The following is a 21,689-nucleotide window of genomic DNA, read 5'->3' as shown; positions in this document are numbered from 1 at the left end:
TTTATTGTCCTTTATTATCTTCTCCCGTTTCAATATCTAATTTTTTAGTTGCTTGAGCTTTAAAGTCAGTTGAATTTATTAATAAATTACTTAATTTATCTTTCCAAGCTCCTAAAATATAATCATATTCATAATTTTTCGGAGGAGTTATTTCTTTTCGTTTTTTATAAACTAAAGCTTTTTGAAATAAAATATGTTTCATTTTTAGGTTTTTTGCGTTATTACGGCTAACAGATGTTAAGCGAAGTTAGGTTTTTAAAAATTTAAAAGCAGTAAGCTATTGCTTTTCAAAAAACAAAGTTTTTAACATATGTTAATTACTTTCACTCTTAAATTTTAACTTCAAAACCAAATGTAAATTAAGTTTTTAAACAATAATTGAGGAAATCCGCAATCGTGTAAAATTTAAGAAAAATACACAAGTAAAATGGCTTGTTCTTTTTAGGATAGTATGTTAACTACTTTGTTTTTTATTCATATTGATGCTATGCCATAAAATAGTAATTTCTGTTAATAGTATAATCAAACCATCAATTAAAAAAGCTATTCCAAATCCTTCTGCAAAGATTCCACAAGAATGGTCGTAAGTAGTCATTAACAAAGTAATTAATTGTACACGTTGTTGGCAGTAGTTTTAATTAAGACTCGTTTTTTAAATTAAATTTTTTTTATCCAAATTAACTTGAAAGTCTTTGTATAAGTAGCAATTTCAAGACTAATTTTATTGTTTTTGTAACCACAACCTAATTTCTTTTCGTAAAGAAACTTCAGGTTTTGGTAACGGAATTGTTTGTCCAAATTGTTTACTTCTATTAAATTTTGAAAATGTAATTTTATGTTTTTTCCAAACTTCAGGATACAATTCTAAGAACTTACTAAAAAAACTGCGTTCATTAATTTCCCCTTCTATTTTAGAAAGTACCTCTTTAAATTTTTGCTCTTGTTCTATAATCATTTTGTTATTATTCAGTAATAAATAAAACTATTTGTAGTTTCTAATTTTATTCTTTTTAATTGTGGTTAACAGTTAAACTGATATGCAACCGTTTTATATCAGACTATAATGCAAATTTACACTAAGTTTAAATTATTCTAAACCAACACGCAACATATTTACCAGATTATGAGTGCTGTCCAATTCTAAAAATGGATACTCAACCTTACTAAGAAAAAGACCATTTGCATGTGCAGCGTAAGTTACTTTTAACTCTTTTTCTTGGTTTAAAATTTGTCTAAATTCTTCTAAAGTTATTTTACCACGACCAACTTCTAGTAAATAGTACACACAAATTCTAACCATACCACGCAAAAAACGGTTACTGGTTATAGAAAAGCGTATTCTGCCTTGTGCTTCGTTAATATAGAGTTGGCAGTCGGTAATGTTACAATACGTATTATCGTATAGATCGGGTTGTTTGCAAAAGGCTTTAAAGTTTTTGGTTTCGAGAATAAGCGCAGTAGCTTGTTTCATTACATCGAAATCTAACTTGTAATCTTGGTAAAAGGAGCTATTATTATGGAGCAATTGGTTTTTATGCCAATGTATAAAATAGTCGTAAGAGCGCGCTGTTGCATGGTAACGGCAATGTTGCTCTACGGTAACTTCTATAATCTCGAATACTGCGATGCTGTTGGGTAGGTTTTTATTCATCCGAAATTTTAAATCGAATGTTGGTGCTTCGTCTAAATTAACCTGAATTACATATTGGCTAGCGTGAACGCCTGCATCTGTTCTGCCACAACCATAAATGCTAATATTCTTCTTAAATATTTTAGTAAGTGTATTTTCTATAACTTCTTGTACAGTATTTGTGGTGGTGTTTTGCTTTTGCCAACCACTATAATCGCTACCATTAAAGCCTAAATGTATAAAATATCGCATGTGTTGTATTAGAAAAAGTAAAACTAAGAATTGTAAAATGGTTACAGCTTAAATAAATAGGATAGTTATTATATGTTTTAAATGTTGCAGCTGCTATTGCATAAAAAAGCATAAACCGTTTAATTTATGCTTTTTGGTGTATTAAATACTACTGAGTTTTTTACTTTCTGCTATTCGTTGTAATAAAAACGTTTCTCGCTCTATAGACATGCCTTTTTTATCGCTTGTAGCCATTATTTTAATATTATGAGCAATTGCTATGTGTATATTAACCCAAACGGCTTTCATACCATTATTTGTTTCGTAGGCTTCTAAACTGGTATTGCCAAGTGCTGTGTTAATATCGCAAGTGTAGCAATAGGAGATCATGTGCTGTACATCGAAATCTGGTTTGTACCAAGGTCTATATTCTTCGTAAATACCAAAAGGCTTAATGTTTCTAATGTTTTGGGCTCCAGTTTCTTCGTTAAGCTCTCTTTTCATGCCTTCTATTTTATCTTCGTTAACATCTAAACCACCTCCAGGAAGACTGTAATCTTCATATCTTTTAGTGTAAAGTAGTAAAATAGAATCGCCATTAATAACGATGCTTCGTGTGGTTAACCTTGTAAAGACAGATTTGTTTTCGAGGTCTATAACCTCTGGATGATAATGTGTTTTTAAATTCTGCATGTAGAGCGTTTAATGTTGCACAAAAATAGTTGTTTTTGTTTTCTATATAGGAGTAGTGCTGCTGCTAGTTTTCTTCTTTTGTAAATGTGTTGTTTATTAAACAAAATAAAGCCCTGGATTATCCAAGGCTTCATTATTACATTAATTTAATGTGTTTTAATTAAAAGAATCCCATAGGCTTCTTGTCGTAAGAGATTAACATGTTTTTTACAACACGGTAATGATCTAAAGCCATTTTATGATTTTCACGACCAAATCCAGATTCTTTAACACCGCCAAAAGGAGCGTGTGCAGGATAAGTATGGTATTGGTTTACCCAAACTCTACCAGCTTGTATAGCACGAGGCACTTGGAATAATTCGTGTGCATCTCTAGACCAAACACCTGCTCCTAAACCGTAAGGCGTATCGTTTGCAATTGCAATAGCTTCTTCGGTAGAACTAAATGTTGTTAAAGCTACAACAGGACCAAAAATTTCTTCTTGGAAAATACGCATCTTATTATTTCCTTTTAAAACAGTAGGTTGGATGTAGTATCCTTCAGAAAGTTCGCCTTCGTAATTACCAGCATCACCACCAGCAACAACTTCTGCACCTTCTTCTTTTCCTATTTTAATATAGTCAAGAATTTTGTCGTATTGTGGCTTAGAAACTTGAGAACCAATCATTGTTTCTGGATCTAATGGGTTTCCTGTTTTAATTGCTTTTAAACGCACTTTCATTTTTTCGATAAAAAGATCTGCAATATCCTCATGCACTAAAATACGTGATGGAGCAGTACAAATTTCACCTTGGTTTAAGGAGAACATTAATGCACCTTCAATAGCTTTACTAAAGAAATCGTCATCATGATCTGCTACAGATGGAAAAAATACGTTTGGAGATTTACCACCTAATTCCATAGTTACAGGAATAATGTTTTCGGCAGCATTGTGTAAAACTTTACGTCCAGTTTCTGTAGAACCAGTAAAAGATAGTTTTGCAATACGCTTAGATGTTGCTAAAGCTGCACCTGCTTCTGCACCAAAACCAGTTACAATGTTTAATACACCTGCTGGTAAAATATCGCCAATAAGTTCCATTAATGCAATAACACTAGTAGGAGTTTGTTCTGCTGGTTTTACAACAGCTGTACAACCTGCTGCTAAAGCTGGAGCAATTTTCCATGCTAACATTAACATTGGAAAATTCCAAGGGATAATTTCTCCAACAACACCAATAGGTTCGTTTAATACAATACTTACAGTGTCTTTGTCGTGTTCTGAAATACTACCTTCGTCTGCACGAATTACACCTGCGAAATAACGAAAGTGATCGATACAATAAGGGATATCTGCTGCACGAGATTCGCGAATTGGTTTTCCGTTATCGATAGTTTCTAAAGTTGCTAAGTACTCGAAGTTATCTTCCATTACTTGTGCAATTTTTAATAACATATTACTACGCTCTGTAGCCGATGATTTACTCCAAGATGGGAACGCTTCGTGCGCTGCATCAAGTGCTAAATCTATATCTTCTTGTGTTGAGCGTGCTGCTTGCGTAAATACTTTACCATCTACTGGAGAAACGTTATCGAAATATTGACCTTTTACAGGTGCTACGAATTTACCTCCAATAAAGTTACCGTATCTTTCTTTAAATACAGGTTTTGTTACATTTGCCATAATTATAATTTTTAATTTTGATTCTTAAATAGTGCTTGTAAAAACAAGCGTTGTTTAATTATGGTGCAAATGTATGTTGGGTTATTACCTTTCTATTTATTGAAACGGCTCAATAACTTATGAAAAAAGGTCAATGTTGTTTATTTTGAAAAATAAATAGCGCATATTATTATTAAAAGATTGAAAATCAATTAATTAAATATTGTTTATTTAATTTTAAATATCTGATGGGCTAATTCCGAACTTGTTTTTAAAGGCTACACTAAAGTTAGACAGGTTGTTATAGCCAATTTCTAAGTAAATATCTGATACTTTTAATTCACCTCCTTGTAACAATTCTTTGGCTTTTTGCAGACGTTTATCTTGCAACCATTTCCCTGGAGCTTGGTTGTATTCGTTTGTAAAATGACGTTTAAAAGTAGATAAACTCATATTGCAGAGAAAGGCAATTTCTTCTAACTTTAAATTAGAATGCACATTGTTTTCTACTATATTTTTAAATGGCGAAACCTCTTTAGAAATTAAAGAATGTAAGTAATACTCGAATGTGTCACCATATTTATTTAATAAGTACAATACAATTTCTTCAAACTTTAAAGCTAACAATGCGTCGCTAAAATTATGATTTTCGAATGTATTTGATGCTAACGAACTAATAAAAGAAGCAATATATGCATCGTTTTCTATTACAAAATAAGGCACGTCTTCTTTATACGGCTTGACATCGTTTGTGTATTTACTTAAAAAATCGGTTAGTTTTTCTTCAGAAAAGAAGAAGAGTTTACAGTAATAAATAGCTTCTGTGTCTAATAATTCTGTCCAAAGCCAATTTCCTTTTTTCAGTAATAATGATTGGTCTTTATTTACTGCAACCGATGTTCCTGCAAAATGTACTTGTTTTTTCCCTACTTGAAGAAAACTAAACATATTCATGCCTAAATTCACTTTACTTTTAACAACATCTGTTGTCATTTTAAAGTCGTAAACAAATAAATCTGGACTTTCTTTTTTATTCTTAATGTAGATTTCAGGTATATTTTCTATTGCCATTTATTTTGTTTTATATTTTGAATCACAGCTAAAACAGATAAACGAGACGAATAGGAGTAGTGTGTATTTCATATAAATAAAAATTAGTCTTTTAAATCGTAAACAGAGTACATGTTTTTGTCTATTAGTTTTTTAGGAAGTGTACTAAATAGTGCATTCCTCACGGAATAACCTGTATTTAAGTTCGCTATTTTCCCTGTAAACCAAGATTGTTTCACTATGTTATTTACACGTTTAAAGCGTTTGTTTTCGAAGGCTTTAAAATTGTTTTCGGTTGGGTTTTTAGCAATCAGTTTTCCTAAATAATAGGCATCTTCTATAGCTTGTGCACCACCTTGTCCCATATTGGGTGTTGTTGCATGTGCTGCATCTCCAATAAGGCAAACGTTATCTTTTTGCCAATGTTTTATGGGTTTTAAATCGGTAATATCGTTTCTTAATATAGCGTTGATTTCTGTGTTACTAATCAGCTCATTTACCAAAGGATGAAAATCTTTAAAGTAGGAGAGTAGTTTCTTTTTTAAAACGGCTCTATCGTCTTTTTGAAACGCTTCGCTATTTTTTACTGCAAACCAAGAGGTTTCGTTTTCTGAAAGTTGAGACAAACCAAACCTGATGCCTTTTCCCCACATTTCGATGCCTCTGTCTTTATATTCTGCTGGTAAAGCGCTTTTCATGACACCTCTCCAACAGGTTTGTCCAGAATAACGTATTTGTGATTTTGGAAATAGTTGTCCTCGAACTTTAGAGTCTATACCATCTGCACCAATAAGGTATTGGCTTTGTGTTGTTGTACCATCTTGAAACGTTACGGTTACAGCATTATCTTCTTGTTTATAAGATGCAAAGGCTTTGTTCCAGTGTATTTTGTCTTTTGGGATGGCTTTTATTAAAGCCAGTTGTAGTTTTGCACGATGAATAGCGACTGTAGAAAAACCGTATTTTTCTTTGGCAGGTAATTGACTACTATCGGCTAATGGTTTTAGTTTTTCGTTAGATAATGTAATACGATCTACAACATTACTAACCTTAAAAATGCTATCTATAACACCTGCAAACTCTAAGACTTGTAATGCATTTGGTGCCAACCAAATTCCTGCACCTAATGCGTTTGGCCGTTTGGATTTTTCGTATAATTGATAGTCTATGTTTAATTTCTCGAAGACTACAGCAGTTGTTAAACCACCAATTCCGGCACCTATAATTGTGTACATTGAACTTGTTTAGTGTGTTGTTGGTTATAATGATTTCGAAGTATGGGAAACTTTCATAATGTTCTCGATACAAAACCTATAATTTCATTTCAATCAATTAAAGATTTCACTCGAACTGACAAATCTCTATTAATTATAATAGCTGATTTTACTATAAGTAACAACTTTTTTGTTCCTATAAATATACGGAAATCGTCATCACTAATAAAGTAAAAACAATCAAAGTAATAAACAAAGGCATGATAAATTTAAGCCATTTATTATAGCCCACTTTTACTATTGCCAAAGAGGCTAATATTAATCCTGTTGGGTTTACTAGGTAGAATAATCCCATTCCGTATTGATAAGCATTGACTACAATTTCTCTTCCAACACCAACACCATCTGCTAAAGGCGACATAATTGGCATGGTTAAAACAGCCATTCCCGAAGAACTAGGAATAAAGAAAGAGAGTACAGCGTAAATACCTGTTATAGCACTTGCAAATACACCTTTATTCATTCCGTTTGTAATATCGCTTGCATAATATAACATGGTGTCGCTAATTAGACCGTCTGCCATGATAACTGTAATACCTCTTGCAATACCAATAATTAAAGCAACACCCAACAAATCGGCCGCACCTTTTACAAAAGTATCTACAAAGGTAGATTCTTTAATACCTGTAATAATACCTATTAAAATAGAACCTACTAAAAAGGTTGCTGTCATTTCTACAAACCACCATTCTAAGAATACCACACCATAAATCATGATAGCAAAACACATAGCGAAAACAAATAAAGCTAAACGTAAACGTGATGTAAACTTAATAGTTTCGGTTGAAGTATTACCAAATAAAGCGGCAATTTGTTGTTGTTGATCGTAGATAATAGATTTTGTAGGATCTTTTTTTACACGACTAGCATAACGTAAAATGTAAATAATACAAATAGCCAAACAAGATACTAACATTAAAACGCGACCAAAAGCACCTGTAGTCCAACTTATTCCAGCAGCATCACTAGCAATAATAGTGCTAAACGGATTTATTGTAGAGCACATAGTACCAATGGACGAACCTATAAATATACAAGCGACACCAACTAAGGCATCGTATTTTGCGGCGAGAAATACAGGAACTAGAATAGGGAAGAAGGCAATGGTTTCTTCGGCAAAGCCAAAGGTTGTTCCGCCAATTGCTACTAAAGTGGTTACCAAAATAATGAGTATAAATTCTCTTCCTTTTAAAGCGTTTGCAAGCCATGAAATTCCAGCATCGAAAGCACCTGTACTATTTATTATTCCTATTAAACCTCCAATAATTAATACTAGAAAAATAATATCGGCAGCTTCAATAATACCTTTTATTGGCGATTTTATAAACTCTAAAATACCTTGTGGTCTAGACTCTAGTTTTTTGTAAGTATTTGGGATGTTAATGGCTTTATAAATATCGCCTTCTGTAAATTTATCTAATGGTATTTTTACAGATAACGTGTTTAATGTTTCTTGTGTCGCTGGAAGATTAATAGATTTCTCGATACTTGCTTGTGTAAAGTTATTAGTGTCTTTATTATAAACTAAAGTATCGTATTTTCCTGCAGGAATAAGCCAAGTTAACAACGTTACAAGTGCAGCAATAATTAGTAAAATGGTTTGTGCTGTTGGAAATTTCATGTTTTTCATATCTATTTCCCGAGAAAGCGGGACGCTTATATTTTTGTTTCCGCGTAGACGGAAAATCTTATTTATTAACTTCTATTTGAAATAATGCTGCTGGCTGATTGTGATAATGGTCTGGCAATCCCTTTGTGTTATTTAAGGTAAACATTCCTAAAAAATTGAAACCTGCTTTTTCGTAATATGAAATGAGCTTGGTGTTATGTCCCAAAGTATCTAATCTTATAAAATCTATTTCATTTTTTGCAGCGTAAATTTTGGCCCAATTTACAATTTTAGTAACAAAATCTTGTCCTCTAAACTCCGGATTTGTTGCAATACGATGAATATAAATGGCTTTATGGTTTTTACTATTTTCCCAAATTTGATCGTCTTTAAAGGCAACTGCCCAAACACAAGCAATTTCGCCATCTATAATAAGTTTGAATTGTCTGTTTTGGGTGATTTCATTTTCTACTAATTCACGCTCGAAATCTGGCCAAACTACAACGGTTTTCTTTGCTCTTTGGTAGTTTGAAGCTATCTTATATAGTTTGAAAATGCCGTCAATGTCTTGGATTGTTGAGTTTTTAATCGTCATTTAATAGTTTGAATTGGTATAGATCTTAAAGATAGTATTATTTTGTGCTGAATTTAATAGTTGCTATTATAAAAGTTATGAACCCAAGCATTCACCAAAGTTGGAAATTACAATTGCAAACAGAGTTTGATAGTCCGTATTTTAAGGACTTAATGACTTTTGTAACGAACCAATATGCCGAAACACAATGTTTTCCACCTGAAAACCTAATTTTTAATGCTTTTGAAAAATGCCATTTCAAGGATTTAAAGGTTGTTATTATTGGTCAAGATCCTTATCATAATTACAATCAAGCCAATGGTTTGTGTTTTAGTGTGAATGATGGTGTAAAACATCCGCCTTCGTTAATCAATATTTTTAAGGAAATTGAAACCGATTTAGGCATTGCTTATCCTATAAGTGGAAATCTAGAACGTTGGGCAGAACAAGGTGTGTTTTTGCTGAATGCGACTTTAACGGTTCGTGCGCATGAAGCTGGAAGTCACCAAAAACAAGGTTGGGAAACGTTTACTGATGCTGTTATTAAAACTATAAGCGATAAAAAAGAGAATGTTGTTTTCTTACTTTGGGGAGGTTTTGCTAAGAAAAAAGCAAAGTTGATTGATGTTAGCAAGCATTCTATTTTAGAATCTGGTCATCCTTCTCCTTTGAGTGCTAATCGTGGATATTGGTTTGGGAACAAACATTTTAGTGAGACTAATGTTTTGTTGGGGAAACTTGGCTTGGTAGGTGTGGTGTGGTAGCTTAAAAATTGCTTCGCATTTTTCTTCAAACTCTCCGTCTTTTCTTTGAAAAGCCACCTCTCTTTGACTAAAGAGAGGAGCTATACTAGATTGTAATTATTTAAAATTTATGATTGCTTGTTGATACAACAGTTAGTGTCTACTATATTTTGCATTTATGTTGAATTGTACTGGCTCTCCTCTTATTTGAAGCCGAGTAATGCATTTTATCTCCCTAAGAAATGGAAAGAAAGAAAGAAAGAAAGAAAGAAAGAAAGAAAGAAAGAAAGAGGAGTTAACAATAGTTATAATTTAACACAGTTCTGTACTAGACAACTTAAAATAGCTTCGCATTTTTCTCCAAACTCTCCGTCTTTTCTTTGAAAAGCCGCCTCTCTTTGACTAAAGAGAGGAACTATGCAAGATTATATTTCTTTTTTATTTATGATTTTTGTTAATACAAAAGTTATGGTTTTTTTTCTTTGTATTGAAGTTAAACTGTATTAGCTCTCCTCTTATTTTAAGCCGAGCAATGAATTTTCATTTCCTTAGAAATGGAAAGAAAAAGGAGTTAGTAATTACTATATTTTCTATAAATTATTAATCTGATCTTCAATCTCCATATAAATGGATGGTAAATTCTCGAATGCCATTTTGTTTTCGAACCTAATTACTTTGTACCCTAAACCTTCTAAGTATTGAGTTCTAATTTCATCTTTCTCAAATTGATTAGGTGTATTATGGATTTCGCCATCTAGTTCAATAATGAGTTTATATTCAGCACAATAAAAATCGACTATGTAATAACCGATGCTGTGTTGTTTTGTAAATCTAATTCCTTTAAACTGTCTTGCTTTTAATTTAGACCATAAATAAGCTTCAGCAGGCGTTAGAGATTTTCTTAAAACAGATCTGAGTTTTTTTAATTCTTCTTTAGAATGTAGTTTTTTTCTGTACACTCTTCTAAGTTAGTGATTTTGCGGGCAAGATAAAATAGCTTCGCATTTTTCTTCAAACTCTCCGTATTTTCTTTGAAAAGCCACCTCTCTTTTACTAAAGAGAGGAGCTATGCTAGATTGTAATTATTTAATATTTTATTAATACAATAGTTGTGGCTATTATGCTTTGTATTGATGTTGAATTGTACTAGCTCTCCTCTTATTTTAAGAGGAGAATGAATTTTCATTTCCTTAGAAATGGGAAGAAAGAGGAGTTAATAATAGTTCTAATTTAACTCAGCTCTGTACTAGATAGCTTAAAATAGCTTCGCATTTTTTTTCCAAACTCTCCGTCTTTTCTTTGAAAATCCACCTCTCTTTGACTAAAGAGAGGAACTATGCTGGGTTGTATTTCTTTAATATTTATGATTTTTTGTTAATACAAAAGTTATGATTTAATATGCTTTGTATTGAAGTTGAACAGCATTGGCTTTCCTCTTATTTTAAGCTGAGTACTGCATTTTATTTCCCTAAGGAATGGAAGGAAAGAGGAGTTGAATTAAAAAAGCATGAACAAAAAAAAAGAGGCGTTAATTTACAGTAAACTCAAAATAACCATCTGGATTCGCTTCAACTATTTCAGAATAAATATTTACAAAAGCAAATTCTGATACACCACCAATAATTTGTAATTCTCCAGGACTATTATTTTGTGAATAAGAATAGTAATCTCCAGATAAGTAATACGAACCAGCTTCTGATAAAGTTATACTTACTTTGTTATTATAACTATTACCATTAAACGCAGCTTCAATAAATAAAACACCATTTTGTATTGTTGTAGTTCCTTCAATTAAATTAATATTTGAAATGTTTAAAGGAATTTTTGAGCTAGAGCCAAAAGCATTTAACTTGTAAAGTGCTAAACTATAGCTATAAAAAGATTCAGGTTCGGAATAATCATAATCTGCTAATGAAATTTCTTGACCAGTAGTTCTTGTTTGATTAAGTCCTATATTAGTTTCAATTATTATAGCCTCTCCAACCGTATATGTGTTTTGGTTATCTTGAACTTGTACAATAGTATCGTTTTCTATATTGATGTTATTCTCAATATAATCATCTTCTTCAGGACAACACAAGCTAGCACATATAGCTATAGATAAAGAAATAATTGCGGTAGTAATTTTCATAATTCGTTTATTATTTAGATGCTGAATTATTAAAAAGGTTGCGTTAAAATATTATAAAGTTTCCACCAAATCCTTATAATCCCATTTCTCAGGAATAATATTTAAGGCAAACAATTCGTCTTGAACTTTATTAATAGTTTCTTTAGAAATGTTTTCCTGAGACCATTCTGTAAGACTTAACCATTCTTGCACATCTTCAATTTCTTGCTCGTAACGGTTAGCAATCATTCTATCGATACTTGGAATATCTTTAAACTCTGCAGTTGTGTTATTTACTATATCTAAAATGGTTTTAACATCTATTTTACTCTCCTTTAAAAAATCTTCTCTCACAGCAACAACAAAGCAAGGCCAAGGGCTTGGACATTCGTCTATGCGTCTAAAAACACCTTTATCTACAATGGGTTTCGTCATGAATTTTTCCCATAAAAAATAATCTGCTTTTCCTTCGGTTAAACCTTCAACAGCGCCATCAAGATTTTTTATAACTTCAAAATCAAGATCTTTTTCTAAATTCCAATTGTTATTCTCCGCATTTACATAAGCCATTAAATGAGATCCAGAACCATAGCGACTAATAGCAGCTTTTGTTCCTTTTAGCTCATCAATTTCTTTATATTCTGAATTAGCAGCAACGTGAACACCCCAAATAAGTGGCGTTTTTACAAAAACCTGGACAATTTTACACTTATTTCCAGCAATTATATCTTTAATAATGCCTTCTGTTAAAATAACAGCCATATCAATATCTCCATCACGAAGACCTTTACACATAGCTCCAGTGCCACCAAAATAGTCTTTCCAGCGTAGGTTTATATCTGCATCTTTATACTCGGCATTTTTAAGTCCTAAATACCAAGCTAGATTAAAATGTTCTGGTACACCACCAATGTTTATTGTTTTCATAGTCTTATTTGTCTTTCGACTGCGCTTAAGATAAACTTAAACGATAATTTTATTTGTTACGATTTAATGAATTTAAAACCCTTAGTCGCAACTTTATAATTTTACTTAAATACAAATGGCTAATAACCTTTTATATTAGTTATTCAACTAATTTATTTAATGTATAAATAATTAGTTCTTCAACAATTTTATTTGGATTCTCACTAAATTTTCCTGAAGCACGATTAGCTATAATAGCGTTCATAGATAATGCTTTGTGTCCTAAAAGTTTAGAAATACCATAAATTCCAGCAGTTTCCATTTCTAAGTTAGTAATGGTTTTACCTTTAAAATTAAAGTTAGCTAATTTATCGTTTAAATCGTTATCCTGAAGTGCTAATCTTAAAACTCTTCCTTGAGGACCGTAAAAACCAACGTTAGTAGCAGTAAATCCAGTAACTGTTTTATTAGAACTTAATTGCTTTAATAAATCTGCATCACAATTAACAATGTAAGGATCGGACTTTGCTTTGTACCAATTTGTATGTTTCATTAAAGCATTAGAAATGTCTTTGTTTTGAAACGCTTCGCTATCATAGAAATGAAGTAAACTATCGAAACCAGCAGCCATTTCGCTAATTACAATAGAGTCTACAGGTATCTCTTTTTGAATGGACCCTGAAGTTCCAACACGAACAATAGTAAGTGATGTTAACTCTTTCTTAATTTCACGTGTTTCTAAATCGATGTTTACAAGTGCATCTAATTCGTTAAAAACAATATCTATATTATCTGTACCAATTCCTGTAGAAATAACGGTTATACGTTTTCCTTTGTATATTCCTGTTTGTGTATGAAATTCTCGCTTTCTTGTTTCGAATTCAATACTTTCAAAATGTTTAGTTACGTTAGACACTCTATCTGGATCACCAACTGTTATTATGGTGTTCGCTAAATGTTCAGGTTTTAGATTTAAGTGATAAACACTACCATCTGGATTTAATATTAATTCTGATTCTTTAATTGGCATCTACTGTATTTTTAATCAATTGATTTGTTTTTTTATCAAACTGAAATTCTCTTTTATTAACACCTCCAAAAACAAAATTACAATTTAGTTCTTTTCTAAAGTTTTTTTGGTGTTCGAGCGCTAAATGTCCATCTCTGTTTAGCGTTAAGGTGTCTTCAGTTTCAGTATAAAATATTTCTAATTCGTTTATTAAGCGTACAATTTGCATATCTCCAAAGCCATAATAACCTTGGTAATGCAACACATAACCAACCAAATGATGACGCGATTTTATAGTATGCTCTTTAATTAAAATTAATATATTATACTCTAAAGTACTTAAGCCACTTCGTGTATCTGGAAAACGCTTTAAATGTGCTTTTAAGCAAATGCTTAAATATTTAAAATTTGAGACTCTTGTAATTAACGGTTTTAATAAATTATGATCTCCTTCACAATAAATGCTCCATGCTTTTTGTGCTGTAGCAATATCGTCTATTGTTAATTCAATTCTATTTTGATAATGTTCTTTTAGTTGTTTAGGAGAAAGCTCTGGTAATCCTTTTAAACCTTTTTCACCTTTAACACGTCCACTACAAACTAAAAACATTGGAACTCTAATGTCCTTTTGTTTTAATAAACTAATTGCTGCAATAAGATTAATATGGCAAAACAAATCATATTCGAACCAAAGGATAACTTCTTTGTACTCGTTAATATTGTTTGTTTTTTGTATTTCGGATTGTATTTTTAAAATATCGTATTCTGCATCGTAAACCGATTCTAAAAACGCTTTTCGTGTTTCGAAAAAAGAAGTAGTATCTATTTCTATTTCGGTTGGGCCTTCACATAACATTTCGTGCCATGTAAGCATTTCGCCTTCGTATTTCTCTTTTTCAAGATACTCTGTAAGGCTTGATCCATTGGTAATATTCAGCGTCTGTTTTGTCATAAAAATCAACCTCCTACACGTTTTACATTAAAACCTTTCTCTTTTAGCATAGCCATTATTTTATCGCGATAATCGCCTTGAATAATGATTTTGTCATCCTTAAAACTTCCGCCAACACTTAGTTTTTGCTTCAACTCCTTTGCTAAAGCTTTAAAATCTGCTGTTGCTCCTGTATAACCTTCCAAAATGGTAATAGGCTTACCTTTTCGTTTTTCATATTTACAAATAATAGGATTGTCTTGCAACCATAGAGAAGGTTTTTCTTCAGTTGATTTAACGTTCTTTTCTTCGTGTTCTGGAAAGAGATTTTTTAATTGATCTTTTAAATCCATCTTTTTAGTATTCAGTCTTCAATATACAGTCTTCAGTCAGTTCGTATAGATTACGATTGTAAACTGAAGACTGGATACTGCCTACTTATTTTTTTAATCCTAATTCAATTAAACGTTGATCTAAAAATTCGCCAGCAGTAATATCGTCAAACTGCTTTGGATTTTCAGCATCAATACAACTGTCTAAAACGTCTAATTTCATTTCACTTATTGGGTGCATAAAAAACGGAATAGAGTAGCGGCTTGTTCCCCAAAGCTCTTTTGGTGGATTAATTACTCTATGTATTGTCGATTTTAATTTATTATTGGTATGTCTTGATAACATATCTCCAACATTAATCATTAACTCGTCTGGCTCAGCAATAGCATCTAACCATTCGCCTTCATGATTTTGCACCTGTAAACCACGACCTTGAGCACCCATTAATAAGGTGATTAAATTAATATCTCCATGAGCAGCAGCACGTTCGGCAGCTTTAGGTTCTTCAGTAATTGGTGGATAATGTATTGGTCTTAATATAGAATTACCATTATGTATGTAATTATCGAAATACATTTCATCTAAATCTAAATGAAGCGCTAATGCTCTTAATACATACTTTGCTGTTTTTTCTAGCATTTGGTACGTTTCCTTTCCAGCTTTATTAAATGCAGGTAATTCTTTTACATCTACATTTTTAGGATATTCTTTAGCACGTTCTACATCGTCTTCTACATACTGCCCAAAATGCCAGAACTCTTTTAAATCACCTTCTTTTTTACCTTTTGCACTTTCTTTTCCAAAAGAAATATAACCACGTTGACCACCAATACCAGGTATTTCGTAATCTTGTTTTGTATCAACTGGCAAGGTGAAAAAGTTTTTTATTTCAGAATACAATCTATCCACTAGTTTTTCATCTAAAAAATGCCCTTTTAAAGCAACAAATCCAATCTCTTGGTAAGCTTTTCCTATTTCATCTATAAATTTTTGTTTTCTCTTTGGATCATCAGAAAGAAAATCTTCTAAATTAACACTTGGTATACTCGTCATGTCTAGTTATTTTTATTAATCATCTATATACAAATGTAAAGAAAAGATTGCAAAATTAATAATCAATAATTTATAGTATCAATTATTGAATTTTATGCAATAATGTTATATTTGACAAACCTTATTTGTGATGTCTAATATACTTATGAAACGAGCATGTTAAAAACAGTATCATCTACGGAAATGATTTTATGGAGAACAACATGTGACCATAAAAAAAACAATAAAATACACACATGAAATCTAATATAAAGTACAACAAAACAAAACTATCTTCAGAAACAAAAATTGCGCTTTATAGAGCGATGCTAAAACCGCGTTTAATAGAAGAGAAGATGCTTATTCTATTACGTCAAGGTAGAATTAGTAAATGGTTTTCTGGAATAGGTCAAGAGGCCATTTCTATAGGTGTTACTATGTCTATGCAACCTGAAGAATACATTTTACCAATGCACAGAAATTTGGGTGTTTTTACTACGCGTGAAATTCCTTTATATAGGCTTTTTAGCCAATGGCAAGGTAAAGCAAACGGTTTTACAAAAGGTAGAGATCGCTCTTTTCACTTTGGTACTCAAGAATATAATATTGTTGGAATGATATCTCATTTAGGACCACAATTTGGTGTTGCAGATGGTATTGCTTTAGCTAGTAAACTAAAAAATAAAAACCAAGTAACTGCTGTTTTTACAGGAGAAGGAGGAACAAGTGAAGGTGATATACATGAAGCCTTAAACGTTGCTTCTGTTTGGCAATTACCAGTGTTATTTTGTATTGAAAATAATGGTTACGGATTATCGACACCAACTACGGAACAGTATAATTGTAAAGATTTAGCAGATCGTGCCTTAGGTTATGGTATGGAATCACATATTATAGATGGTAATAATATTTTAGAAGTTTACACTAAAATTTCTGAAATTACAGAAAGCATAAGAAAAAATCCACGACCTGTTTTAATAGAATTTAAAACCTTTAGAATGCGTGGTCATGAAGAAGCTAGTGGTACAAAATACGTACCTCAAGATTTATTGGATACCTGGGAAAAGAAAGATCCTATCGATAATTATCGCGCACATTTAATTTCTGAAAATATACTTACAGAAAAACAAGATGCTATTTTTAAAGCCGAAATTAAGGCTGAATTAAACACGCATTTAGACAAAGCTGATGCTGAAGAAAAAATAACATCATCTATAAGTAACGAGTTAAATGATGTTTATCAAGAGCTTGATTATCAAGAAGTTGAAGAAAACTCAAAAACCGAAGAGTTGCGCTTGGTTGATGCTATCCATGAAGGCTTAAAACAATCTATGGAGAAGCATAATGACTTAGTTATTATGGGACAAGACGTTGCCGAATATGGTGGTGTTTTTAAAATTACAGATGGTTTTGTAGAAGCCTTTGGAAAAGACAGAGTAAGAAACACACCAATTTGTGAGTCTGCAATTATAGAGACAGCAATGGGTTTAAGTATTGCTGGTATTAAAAGTGTTGTAGAATTACAGTTTGGAGATTTTGTAACTTCTGGTTTTAATCCAGTGGTTAATTATCTTGCAAAATCGCATTATCGCTGGAACCAGAATGCAGATGTAGTATTACGTATGCCTTGTGGAGCAGGAGTTGCTGCAGGACCTTTTCACAGTCAAACAAACGAAGCTTGGTTTACAAAAACACCAGGTTTAAAAGTAGTATATCCAGCATTCCCAAAAGATGCAAAAGGCCTATTAGCAACAGCTATTAACGATCCTAATCCTGTGTTATTCTTTGAACACAAAGCATTATATAGAAGTATTCGTCAAGAAGTACCAACAGATTATTACACGATTCCTTTAGGCAAAGCAGCCGTTTTAAGAACAGGAGAACAAATTACTGTTATTGCTTATGGTCAAGCCGTGCATTGGGCAATGAACACCTTAGACAAGCATCCAGAAATTGATGCTGATTTAATAGATTTACGTTCGTTACAGCCCTTAGACACAGAGACTATTTATGCCTCTGCTAAAAAGACTGGAAAAGTAATTATTTTACAAGAAGATTCTTTATTTGGTGGTATTGCTAGTGATGTTTCGGCATTAATTATGGAAAACTGTTTTGAGCATTTAGATGCTCCTGTTAAACGTGTAGCGAGTTTAGAAACGCCTATTCCTTTTATTAATCAATTAGAAGACCAATATTTATCGCGTGATAAGTTTGAAGGTGAATTGTTGGAGTTGGTTGCTTATTAATTTTAAATTTCACTTAGATATCGTCCGAAGCCTTAATGTTTTACAAACAACACAAAGGAATTCTTTCATTAATAGGTCTCATAAAAAAGAAAAAAACAGATTTTTGTAATTGATAAAAACTTTTTTTACTACAATTCAAGACTAGGAGAAATTGGTGAAATTGATGTTGAATGGATATCATTTATAAAAAAAGGTGATTTTTATAATAAAGAATGTGTTTCAATTGGTATTAAAGATGAAAAGAAAATAATATTCAAATATAAAATGAATGCTTTTAGACAAAAAATGTCCGAAATATTTTTCAAAGATACTGGAGCAGAAATTGTTATTACACCAGATGAAACTTCAATGCCAACTATTGATTTTATAAAATTACTAAACCAAAAATTGAATAAATAAGTTTCTATTTCATCTCCTCAGCCACAGCCTCAACGTCATCCAAAACTCTTAATAAGTTACCACTCCAAAGCTGTTCTATATCAGGTTCTGTATAACCTCGTTTAACAAGCTCTAATGTTACATTAAAGGTTTCACTAGCATCGCTCCAACCTTCAATACCACCACCACCATCAAAATCGCTACTAATACCAACATGGTCGATACCCATTTTTTCTACTAAGTAATCAATGTGGTTTACAAAGTCTGAAACATTAACTTGTTCAGGAAAATCAGGTATTTGCTCTGCTTTAGTATTCGTAATTTTCATTAATCGATCTATTATTCCAGAATCTTTAATTTTTTGTTGTTCTTCTTTAGTAAGTTTTTTCCAATTATCTTCAATATACCATTGTCCATTATAAGATTTATCACCATTATTATATAACGAATCTGCTATTTTAGCACTTAAAGCCATTAATGCCTTTTGATAAATTTCTTGTTTCTTTTCGCTTAAATAACTATCGAAAGCAACAGTTTGTACAACTCCACCATTTTCCTTTAACCATTCTAATTGTTCGTCGTCTAAATTTCTACTGTGATTACACAATGCTCGTGCTGAGGAATGCGAAGCTATTATTGGCGCTTTAGATAGTTCTATCATTTGTCGCATAGCTTCTTTTGAAGGATGCGAGACATCTATCATCATGCCAAGTCTATTCATTTCTACTACAACTTCTTTACCTAAATCACTTAAACCATCGTGTAACCAATCGTCTTTTTCTTCACCTGTATTACTATCGCATAATTGGCTGTGTCCATTGTGAGATAAAGACATATAACGCGCTCCAAGGTTATAAAATTTCTCAACGTTTTTAATGTCTAGTCCTATAGGATAACCATTCTCTATCCCAATCATAGCAGCCTTTTTACCAGATTTAATAATACGTTCCACATCACTAGAACTTACAGCCAATTCAATATCATTTGGTGCAATCTCTTTTGTAAGTTTATGTATTGCATCAAATTTAGCCATGGCATTTTCGTACGCTTTTGCATAGCCAGTATCTGTTAAAGAATCTTGTCCTGTATACACAATTAACCAAGCGACATCAAGACCACCAGATTTCATTTTTGGTAATGTAATTTGTGTACTTAATTCTTGGGTATAATTTATAGAGTCTGTAAAGTTCTTTACATTAATATCGCAATGCGTATCTAAAGTAATCACACGTTCGTGAATGGCTTTAGCTCTTGCTAGAAGTTGCTCTTCTGTTTCAAGTTTTGTTTCTGTTTTACAAGAGAATAGGAGTGTGGCAATACAAAAACTTATAACTATTGATTTCATTTTTTATGGATTTATTAGCCATGTGAAGTTACAAAAACTAGAACATAAAAAAACCAGCGAACCCTAATTCACTGGTTTTATTTCGATTATTCGAGTTAGTTATTAATGTACATAGCGTTTTGCGCCATTCCATAATCCATCTCTTGAGTTGCTGAATCTATAGATTTCTCTACTAACATGTAAACGTTCTTCAGTAATACAATTCGTTTTTCTTAAGGTGTTAATAATTGCTCTCATAATCTTTGGTTTTTTTTGATTGATTTCGATTGATGCTGAATTATTTCAGCACTTGATTGATGATACTAAAATTACCTGTAACGTCTTCTTGTATTCCAAGTATTACTTTTAGTTCCTTTTAATGTTCCTGTTAATTGATTGTTGTTTAAAGTTCTCATAATTTTATGGTTTTAATTTTATTGATAATTTGTTTGTTATATAAGAAAGACGACACAAAATTAGTTTTGTTACAGTACTATGCATAACAAAGTACAATTTTAACAGAATTTAACTATTTATAGGCATTTTAAAAGAGGTAGAGCAAAATTATGTGCTCTTTTATATTCAAAATGAAATTATTTTTAAGAGATTAATAAAACTTTAATAGTTAGGTATAGTTTTTGTATTATTTTCGACAAATAGATTTATATGAACATGAAGTTTAACTTGTTTTTCCTTTTTACATTCTTTTTAGTGCTTTCTACAAGTGCTCAAATTGATAGTGAGAACATGTCTATAATAATTCCTGCGGAAGAAGTAGAAGATCCAAAAGAAGACAATGAACTTTTAGTAATACCTGAAGAAAAAAACAGTGCAGAAGCAGATAAAGAGGCCGAAAACGAAATAACACTACCTAAAGTTGAAGAACTACCAGTTGCAGAACGCAAAGACTTCTCAATGATTAAAGAGAATAAGTTTAGAAATCCTGCAGAGTTATATCAAAAACAGTTAAAACAAGCTTTAAAATTAAGAAACGATGACGAACGTAAACATAATGGGAGTGAAGTTACTCAGTTTTTAGGTGAGTATAGTACCAAAGCAAAACGCGTTAACATTATATATAGAGACCATCAAGCAGAGGATGGCGATTTAATTCGCGTCTATGTAAATGGAAATATTGCGCAGTCTCGAGTATTATTACAAAACCATAGTAAAGGTTTCTTTTTAACACTAACTCCAGGAGATAATATTATAGAATTTGAGGCTCTAAATCAAGGAACAAGTGGTCCAAACACCGCAGAATTCCAAGTATTAGATGACAGTGGCACTCCGTTTATAACTAATCAATGGAATTTAGCTACAGGAGTAAAAGCAACCATAACAGTGGTTAAAGCTAAGGACAAAGAATAGTAAACTTTATTATTTCCTTTAATTAATCAATAGAAAATCGTATTTTTACAAACAAAATTAGCATATAAGCTAATAATTAACATTACACAGAAGAAGAATGGCAAAGTCGCAACAGACATTTAACAAATTAGAAAAAGAGAAAAAGCGCCTTAAAAAGCGTGAAGACAAGAGAAAGAAAATGGAGGCTAGAAAGGCTGAATCAGCAGAGAATGGCTCACAAGGTATTCAATTTGCTTACGTAGATTTCAATGGGAATTTGGTAGATACTCCACCAGATCCAGAAGACAAAGTAAAAATTAAAGCTGATAATATTGTATTAGGCGTACCTAAAAAAGAAGATTTACCAGAGGTAGATCCTATTAGAAAAGGTAAAGTGTCTTTCTACGATTCTTCTAAAGGTTTCGGTTTTATTATCGATGCAGAAGATTCAGAAAAATATTTCTGTCATGTAAGTGGTTTAATTGATGAAATCACAGAAAACGACAAAGTACAATTTGAACTAGAAAAAGGCATGAAAGGCTTAAACGCTGTACGTGTAAAAAAAATATAACATTTGCTATTAAAGTGTGATTGAACACAGTTGGCCTTGATTAGAAATAGTCAAGG

General features: G+C 31.9%; 23 protein-coding genes. 4 read left to right on the top strand and 19 right to left on the bottom strand.

From position 1 onward, the window contains the following. Window position 1: 1 nt before the first annotated feature. From CW733_RS04955 to CW733_RS04915, 10 genes are all read right to left on the bottom strand, one after another. Window positions 2–202 (bottom strand): hypothetical protein, encoded by a 201-nt coding sequence (locus tag CW733_RS04955; RefSeq protein ID WP_100996147.1) that lies wholly within the window; start codon window positions 200–202, stop codon window positions 2–4. Window positions 203–454: 252 nt separating this feature from the next. Next, complete coding sequence (locus CW733_RS16410; protein ID WP_157811539.1) at window positions 455–595, bottom strand: hypothetical protein; 141 nt, start codon at window positions 593–595, stop codon at window positions 455–457. Between the two features lie 126 nt (window positions 596–721). Beyond that, complete coding sequence (locus tag CW733_RS04950; protein ID WP_100996146.1) at window positions 722–955, bottom strand: hypothetical protein; 234 nt, start codon at window positions 953–955, stop codon at window positions 722–724. Window positions 956–1,087: 132 nt separating this feature from the next. After that, window positions 1,088–1,882: a tRNA pseudouridine(38-40) synthase TruA gene (gene truA / locus CW733_RS04945; RefSeq protein ID WP_100996145.1), complete on the bottom strand. Its 795-nt coding sequence runs from the start codon at window positions 1,880–1,882 to the stop codon at window positions 1,088–1,090. A gap of 141 nt (window positions 1,883–2,023) precedes the next feature. Beyond that, window positions 2,024–2,554: an NUDIX hydrolase gene (locus tag CW733_RS04940; RefSeq protein WP_100996144.1), complete on the bottom strand. Its 531-nt coding sequence runs from the start codon at window positions 2,552–2,554 to the stop codon at window positions 2,024–2,026. A gap of 160 nt (window positions 2,555–2,714) precedes the next feature. After that, window positions 2,715–4,217 carry an aldehyde dehydrogenase family protein gene (locus CW733_RS04935; RefSeq protein ID WP_100996143.1) on the bottom strand — a complete coding sequence of 501 codons (1,503 nt, stop codon included), beginning with the start codon at window positions 4,215–4,217 and terminating at the stop codon, window positions 2,715–2,717. A 216-nt stretch (window positions 4,218–4,433) separates the two neighbouring features. Continuing rightward, entirely contained in the window at window positions 4,434–5,267 is an 834-nt protein-coding gene (locus CW733_RS04930) for a helix-turn-helix domain-containing protein (protein WP_100996142.1), read from the bottom strand. A gap of 83 nt (window positions 5,268–5,350) precedes the next feature. Continuing rightward, a complete protein-coding gene (locus CW733_RS04925) occupies window positions 5,351–6,481 on the bottom strand; it encodes an FAD-dependent monooxygenase (protein WP_100996141.1) in 1,131 nt (376 codons plus the stop codon). Window positions 6,482–6,656: 175 nt separating this feature from the next. Beyond that, complete coding sequence (locus tag CW733_RS04920; RefSeq protein WP_100996140.1) at window positions 6,657–8,150, bottom strand: YfcC family protein; 1,494 nt, start codon at window positions 8,148–8,150, stop codon at window positions 6,657–6,659. Between the two features lie 58 nt (window positions 8,151–8,208). Beyond that, window positions 8,209–8,724, bottom strand: coding sequence for a GNAT family N-acetyltransferase (locus tag CW733_RS04915; RefSeq protein WP_100996139.1), 516 nt, complete (start codon window positions 8,722–8,724; stop codon window positions 8,209–8,211). 77 nt (window positions 8,725–8,801) lie between these two features. On the opposite strand from CW733_RS04915, the gene ung reads away from it, so the two are divergent. Then, window positions 8,802–9,467, top strand: a complete 666-nt coding sequence (gene ung / locus CW733_RS04910; RefSeq protein WP_100996138.1) for a uracil-DNA glycosylase — start codon at window positions 8,802–8,804, stop codon at window positions 9,465–9,467. 569 nt (window positions 9,468–10,036) lie between these two features. Here ung and CW733_RS04905 read toward each other — a convergent pair. The 7 genes from CW733_RS04905 to CW733_RS04875 form a co-directional block, all read right to left on the bottom strand. After that, window positions 10,037–10,405 carry an endonuclease domain-containing protein gene (locus CW733_RS04905; protein ID WP_100996137.1) on the bottom strand — a complete coding sequence of 123 codons (369 nt, stop codon included), beginning with the start codon at window positions 10,403–10,405 and terminating at the stop codon, window positions 10,037–10,039. Window positions 10,406–10,974: 569 nt separating this feature from the next. After that, entirely contained in the window at window positions 10,975–11,577 is a 603-nt protein-coding gene (locus CW733_RS04900) for a hypothetical protein (protein WP_100996136.1), read from the bottom strand. A gap of 51 nt (window positions 11,578–11,628) precedes the next feature. Then, window positions 11,629–12,483 (bottom strand): substrate-binding domain-containing protein, encoded by an 855-nt coding sequence (locus tag CW733_RS04895; RefSeq protein ID WP_100996135.1) that lies wholly within the window; start codon window positions 12,481–12,483, stop codon window positions 11,629–11,631. A 139-nt stretch (window positions 12,484–12,622) separates the two neighbouring features. Further along, window positions 12,623–13,492, bottom strand: coding sequence for a nucleoside phosphorylase (locus CW733_RS04890; RefSeq protein ID WP_100996134.1), 870 nt, complete (start codon window positions 13,490–13,492; stop codon window positions 12,623–12,625). Continuing rightward, the gene (locus CW733_RS04885; RefSeq protein ID WP_100996133.1) at window positions 13,482–14,423 is read right to left on the bottom strand and encodes a DUF1835 domain-containing protein; all 942 of its coding nucleotides are present in this window, start codon (window positions 14,421–14,423) and stop codon (window positions 13,482–13,484) included. The genes CW733_RS04890 and CW733_RS04885 overlap by 11 nt, the downstream gene beginning before the upstream one ends. 5 nt (window positions 14,424–14,428) lie before the next feature. Next, window positions 14,429–14,755: a translation initiation factor gene (locus CW733_RS04880; RefSeq protein ID WP_100996132.1), complete on the bottom strand. Its 327-nt coding sequence runs from the start codon at window positions 14,753–14,755 to the stop codon at window positions 14,429–14,431. 85 nt (window positions 14,756–14,840) lie between these two features. Further along, window positions 14,841–15,788: an isopenicillin N synthase family oxygenase gene (locus CW733_RS04875; RefSeq protein WP_100996131.1), complete on the bottom strand. Its 948-nt coding sequence runs from the start codon at window positions 15,786–15,788 to the stop codon at window positions 14,841–14,843. Window positions 15,789–16,024: 236 nt separating this feature from the next. Between CW733_RS04875 and CW733_RS04870 the strand changes: the two genes are divergently transcribed. Beyond that, on the top strand, window positions 16,025–18,013 hold the full coding sequence (locus CW733_RS04870) for a thiamine pyrophosphate-dependent enzyme (RefSeq protein WP_100996130.1): 1,989 nt from the start codon (window positions 16,025–16,027) through the stop codon (window positions 18,011–18,013). Between the two features lie 403 nt (window positions 18,014–18,416). Here the strand turns inward: CW733_RS04870 and CW733_RS04865 are convergent, their stop codons facing one another. Both CW733_RS04865 and CW733_RS16690 read right to left on the bottom strand, forming a co-directional pair. After that, on the bottom strand, window positions 18,417–19,736 hold the full coding sequence (locus tag CW733_RS04865) for a dipeptidase (RefSeq protein WP_100996129.1): 1,320 nt from the start codon (window positions 19,734–19,736) through the stop codon (window positions 18,417–18,419). 102 nt (window positions 19,737–19,838) lie between these two features. Further along, window positions 19,839–19,973: a hypothetical protein gene (locus CW733_RS16690; protein ID WP_255411477.1), complete on the bottom strand. Its 135-nt coding sequence runs from the start codon at window positions 19,971–19,973 to the stop codon at window positions 19,839–19,841. A 408-nt stretch (window positions 19,974–20,381) separates the two neighbouring features. On the opposite strand from CW733_RS16690, the gene CW733_RS04860 reads away from it, so the two are divergent. Continuing rightward, the gene (locus tag CW733_RS04860; protein ID WP_100996128.1) at window positions 20,382–21,083 is read left to right on the top strand and encodes a hypothetical protein; all 702 of its coding nucleotides are present in this window, start codon (window positions 20,382–20,384) and stop codon (window positions 21,081–21,083) included. A gap of 97 nt (window positions 21,084–21,180) precedes the next feature. Continuing rightward, window positions 21,181–21,633 (top strand): cold-shock protein, encoded by a 453-nt coding sequence (locus CW733_RS04855; RefSeq protein WP_100996127.1) that lies wholly within the window; start codon window positions 21,181–21,183, stop codon window positions 21,631–21,633. Window positions 21,634–21,689: the final 56 nt, after the last annotated feature.

The sequence above is a fragment of the Lacinutrix sp. Bg11-31 genome (genome assembly GCF_002831665.1).
Classification (GTDB): domain Bacteria; phylum Bacteroidota; class Bacteroidia; order Flavobacteriales; family Flavobacteriaceae; genus Lacinutrix.
The sequence above is the reverse complement of the archived record's forward strand: the minus strand, read 5'-3'. Positions and strand labels throughout refer to the sequence as shown.

What these genes read in the sequence shown, in the direction of transcription:
- CW733_RS04955 (WP_100996147.1), bottom strand. Translation starts at nt 202, where the DNA reads ATGAAACATATTTTATTTCAAAAAGCTTTAGTTTATAAAAAACGAAAA.
- CW733_RS04870 (WP_100996130.1), top strand. Translation starts at nt 16,025, where the DNA reads ATGAAATCTAATATAAAGTACAACAAAACAAAACTATCTTCAGAAACA.
- CW733_RS04895 (WP_100996135.1), bottom strand. Translation starts at nt 12,483, where the DNA reads ATGAAAACAATAAACATTGGTGGTGTACCAGAACATTTTAATCTAGCT.
- CW733_RS04885 (WP_100996133.1), bottom strand. Translation starts at nt 14,423, where the DNA reads ATGACAAAACAGACGCTGAATATTACCAATGGATCAAGCCTTACAGAG.
- CW733_RS04925 (WP_100996141.1), bottom strand. Translation starts at nt 6,481, where the DNA reads ATGTACACAATTATAGGTGCCGGAATTGGTGGTTTAACAACTGCTGTA.
- CW733_RS16690 (WP_255411477.1), bottom strand. Translation starts at nt 19,973, where the DNA reads ATGAGAGCAATTATTAACACCTTAAGAAAAACGAATTGTATTACTGAA.
- CW733_RS04880 (WP_100996132.1), bottom strand. Translation starts at nt 14,755, where the DNA reads ATGGATTTAAAAGATCAATTAAAAAATCTCTTTCCAGAACACGAAGAA.
- CW733_RS04875 (WP_100996131.1), bottom strand. Translation starts at nt 15,788, where the DNA reads ATGACGAGTATACCAAGTGTTAATTTAGAAGATTTTCTTTCTGATGAT.
- CW733_RS04865 (WP_100996129.1), bottom strand. Translation starts at nt 19,736, where the DNA reads ATGAAATCAATAGTTATAAGTTTTTGTATTGCCACACTCCTATTCTCT.
- CW733_RS04900 (WP_100996136.1), bottom strand. Translation starts at nt 11,577, where the DNA reads ATGAAAATTACTACCGCAATTATTTCTTTATCTATAGCTATATGTGCT.
- CW733_RS16410 (WP_157811539.1), bottom strand. Translation starts at nt 595, where the DNA reads ATGACTACTTACGACCATTCTTGTGGAATCTTTGCAGAAGGATTTGGA.
- CW733_RS04950 (WP_100996146.1), bottom strand. Translation starts at nt 955, where the DNA reads ATGATTATAGAACAAGAGCAAAAATTTAAAGAGGTACTTTCTAAAATA.
- CW733_RS04935 (WP_100996143.1), bottom strand. Translation starts at nt 4,217, where the DNA reads ATGGCAAATGTAACAAAACCTGTATTTAAAGAAAGATACGGTAACTTT.
- CW733_RS04920 (WP_100996140.1), bottom strand. Translation starts at nt 8,150, where the DNA reads ATGAAAAACATGAAATTTCCAACAGCACAAACCATTTTACTAATTATT.
- CW733_RS04915 (WP_100996139.1), bottom strand. Translation starts at nt 8,724, where the DNA reads ATGACGATTAAAAACTCAACAATCCAAGACATTGACGGCATTTTCAAA.
- CW733_RS04855 (WP_100996127.1), top strand. Translation starts at nt 21,181, where the DNA reads ATGGCAAAGTCGCAACAGACATTTAACAAATTAGAAAAAGAGAAAAAG.
- CW733_RS04860 (WP_100996128.1), top strand. Translation starts at nt 20,382, where the DNA reads ATGAACATGAAGTTTAACTTGTTTTTCCTTTTTACATTCTTTTTAGTG.
- ung (WP_100996138.1), top strand. Translation starts at nt 8,802, where the DNA reads ATGAACCCAAGCATTCACCAAAGTTGGAAATTACAATTGCAAACAGAG.
- CW733_RS04890 (WP_100996134.1), bottom strand. Translation starts at nt 13,492, where the DNA reads ATGCCAATTAAAGAATCAGAATTAATATTAAATCCAGATGGTAGTGTT.
- CW733_RS04940 (WP_100996144.1), bottom strand. Translation starts at nt 2,554, where the DNA reads ATGCAGAATTTAAAAACACATTATCATCCAGAGGTTATAGACCTCGAA.
- CW733_RS04930 (WP_100996142.1), bottom strand. Translation starts at nt 5,267, where the DNA reads ATGGCAATAGAAAATATACCTGAAATCTACATTAAGAATAAAAAAGAA.
- truA (WP_100996145.1), bottom strand. Translation starts at nt 1,882, where the DNA reads ATGCGATATTTTATACATTTAGGCTTTAATGGTAGCGATTATAGTGGT.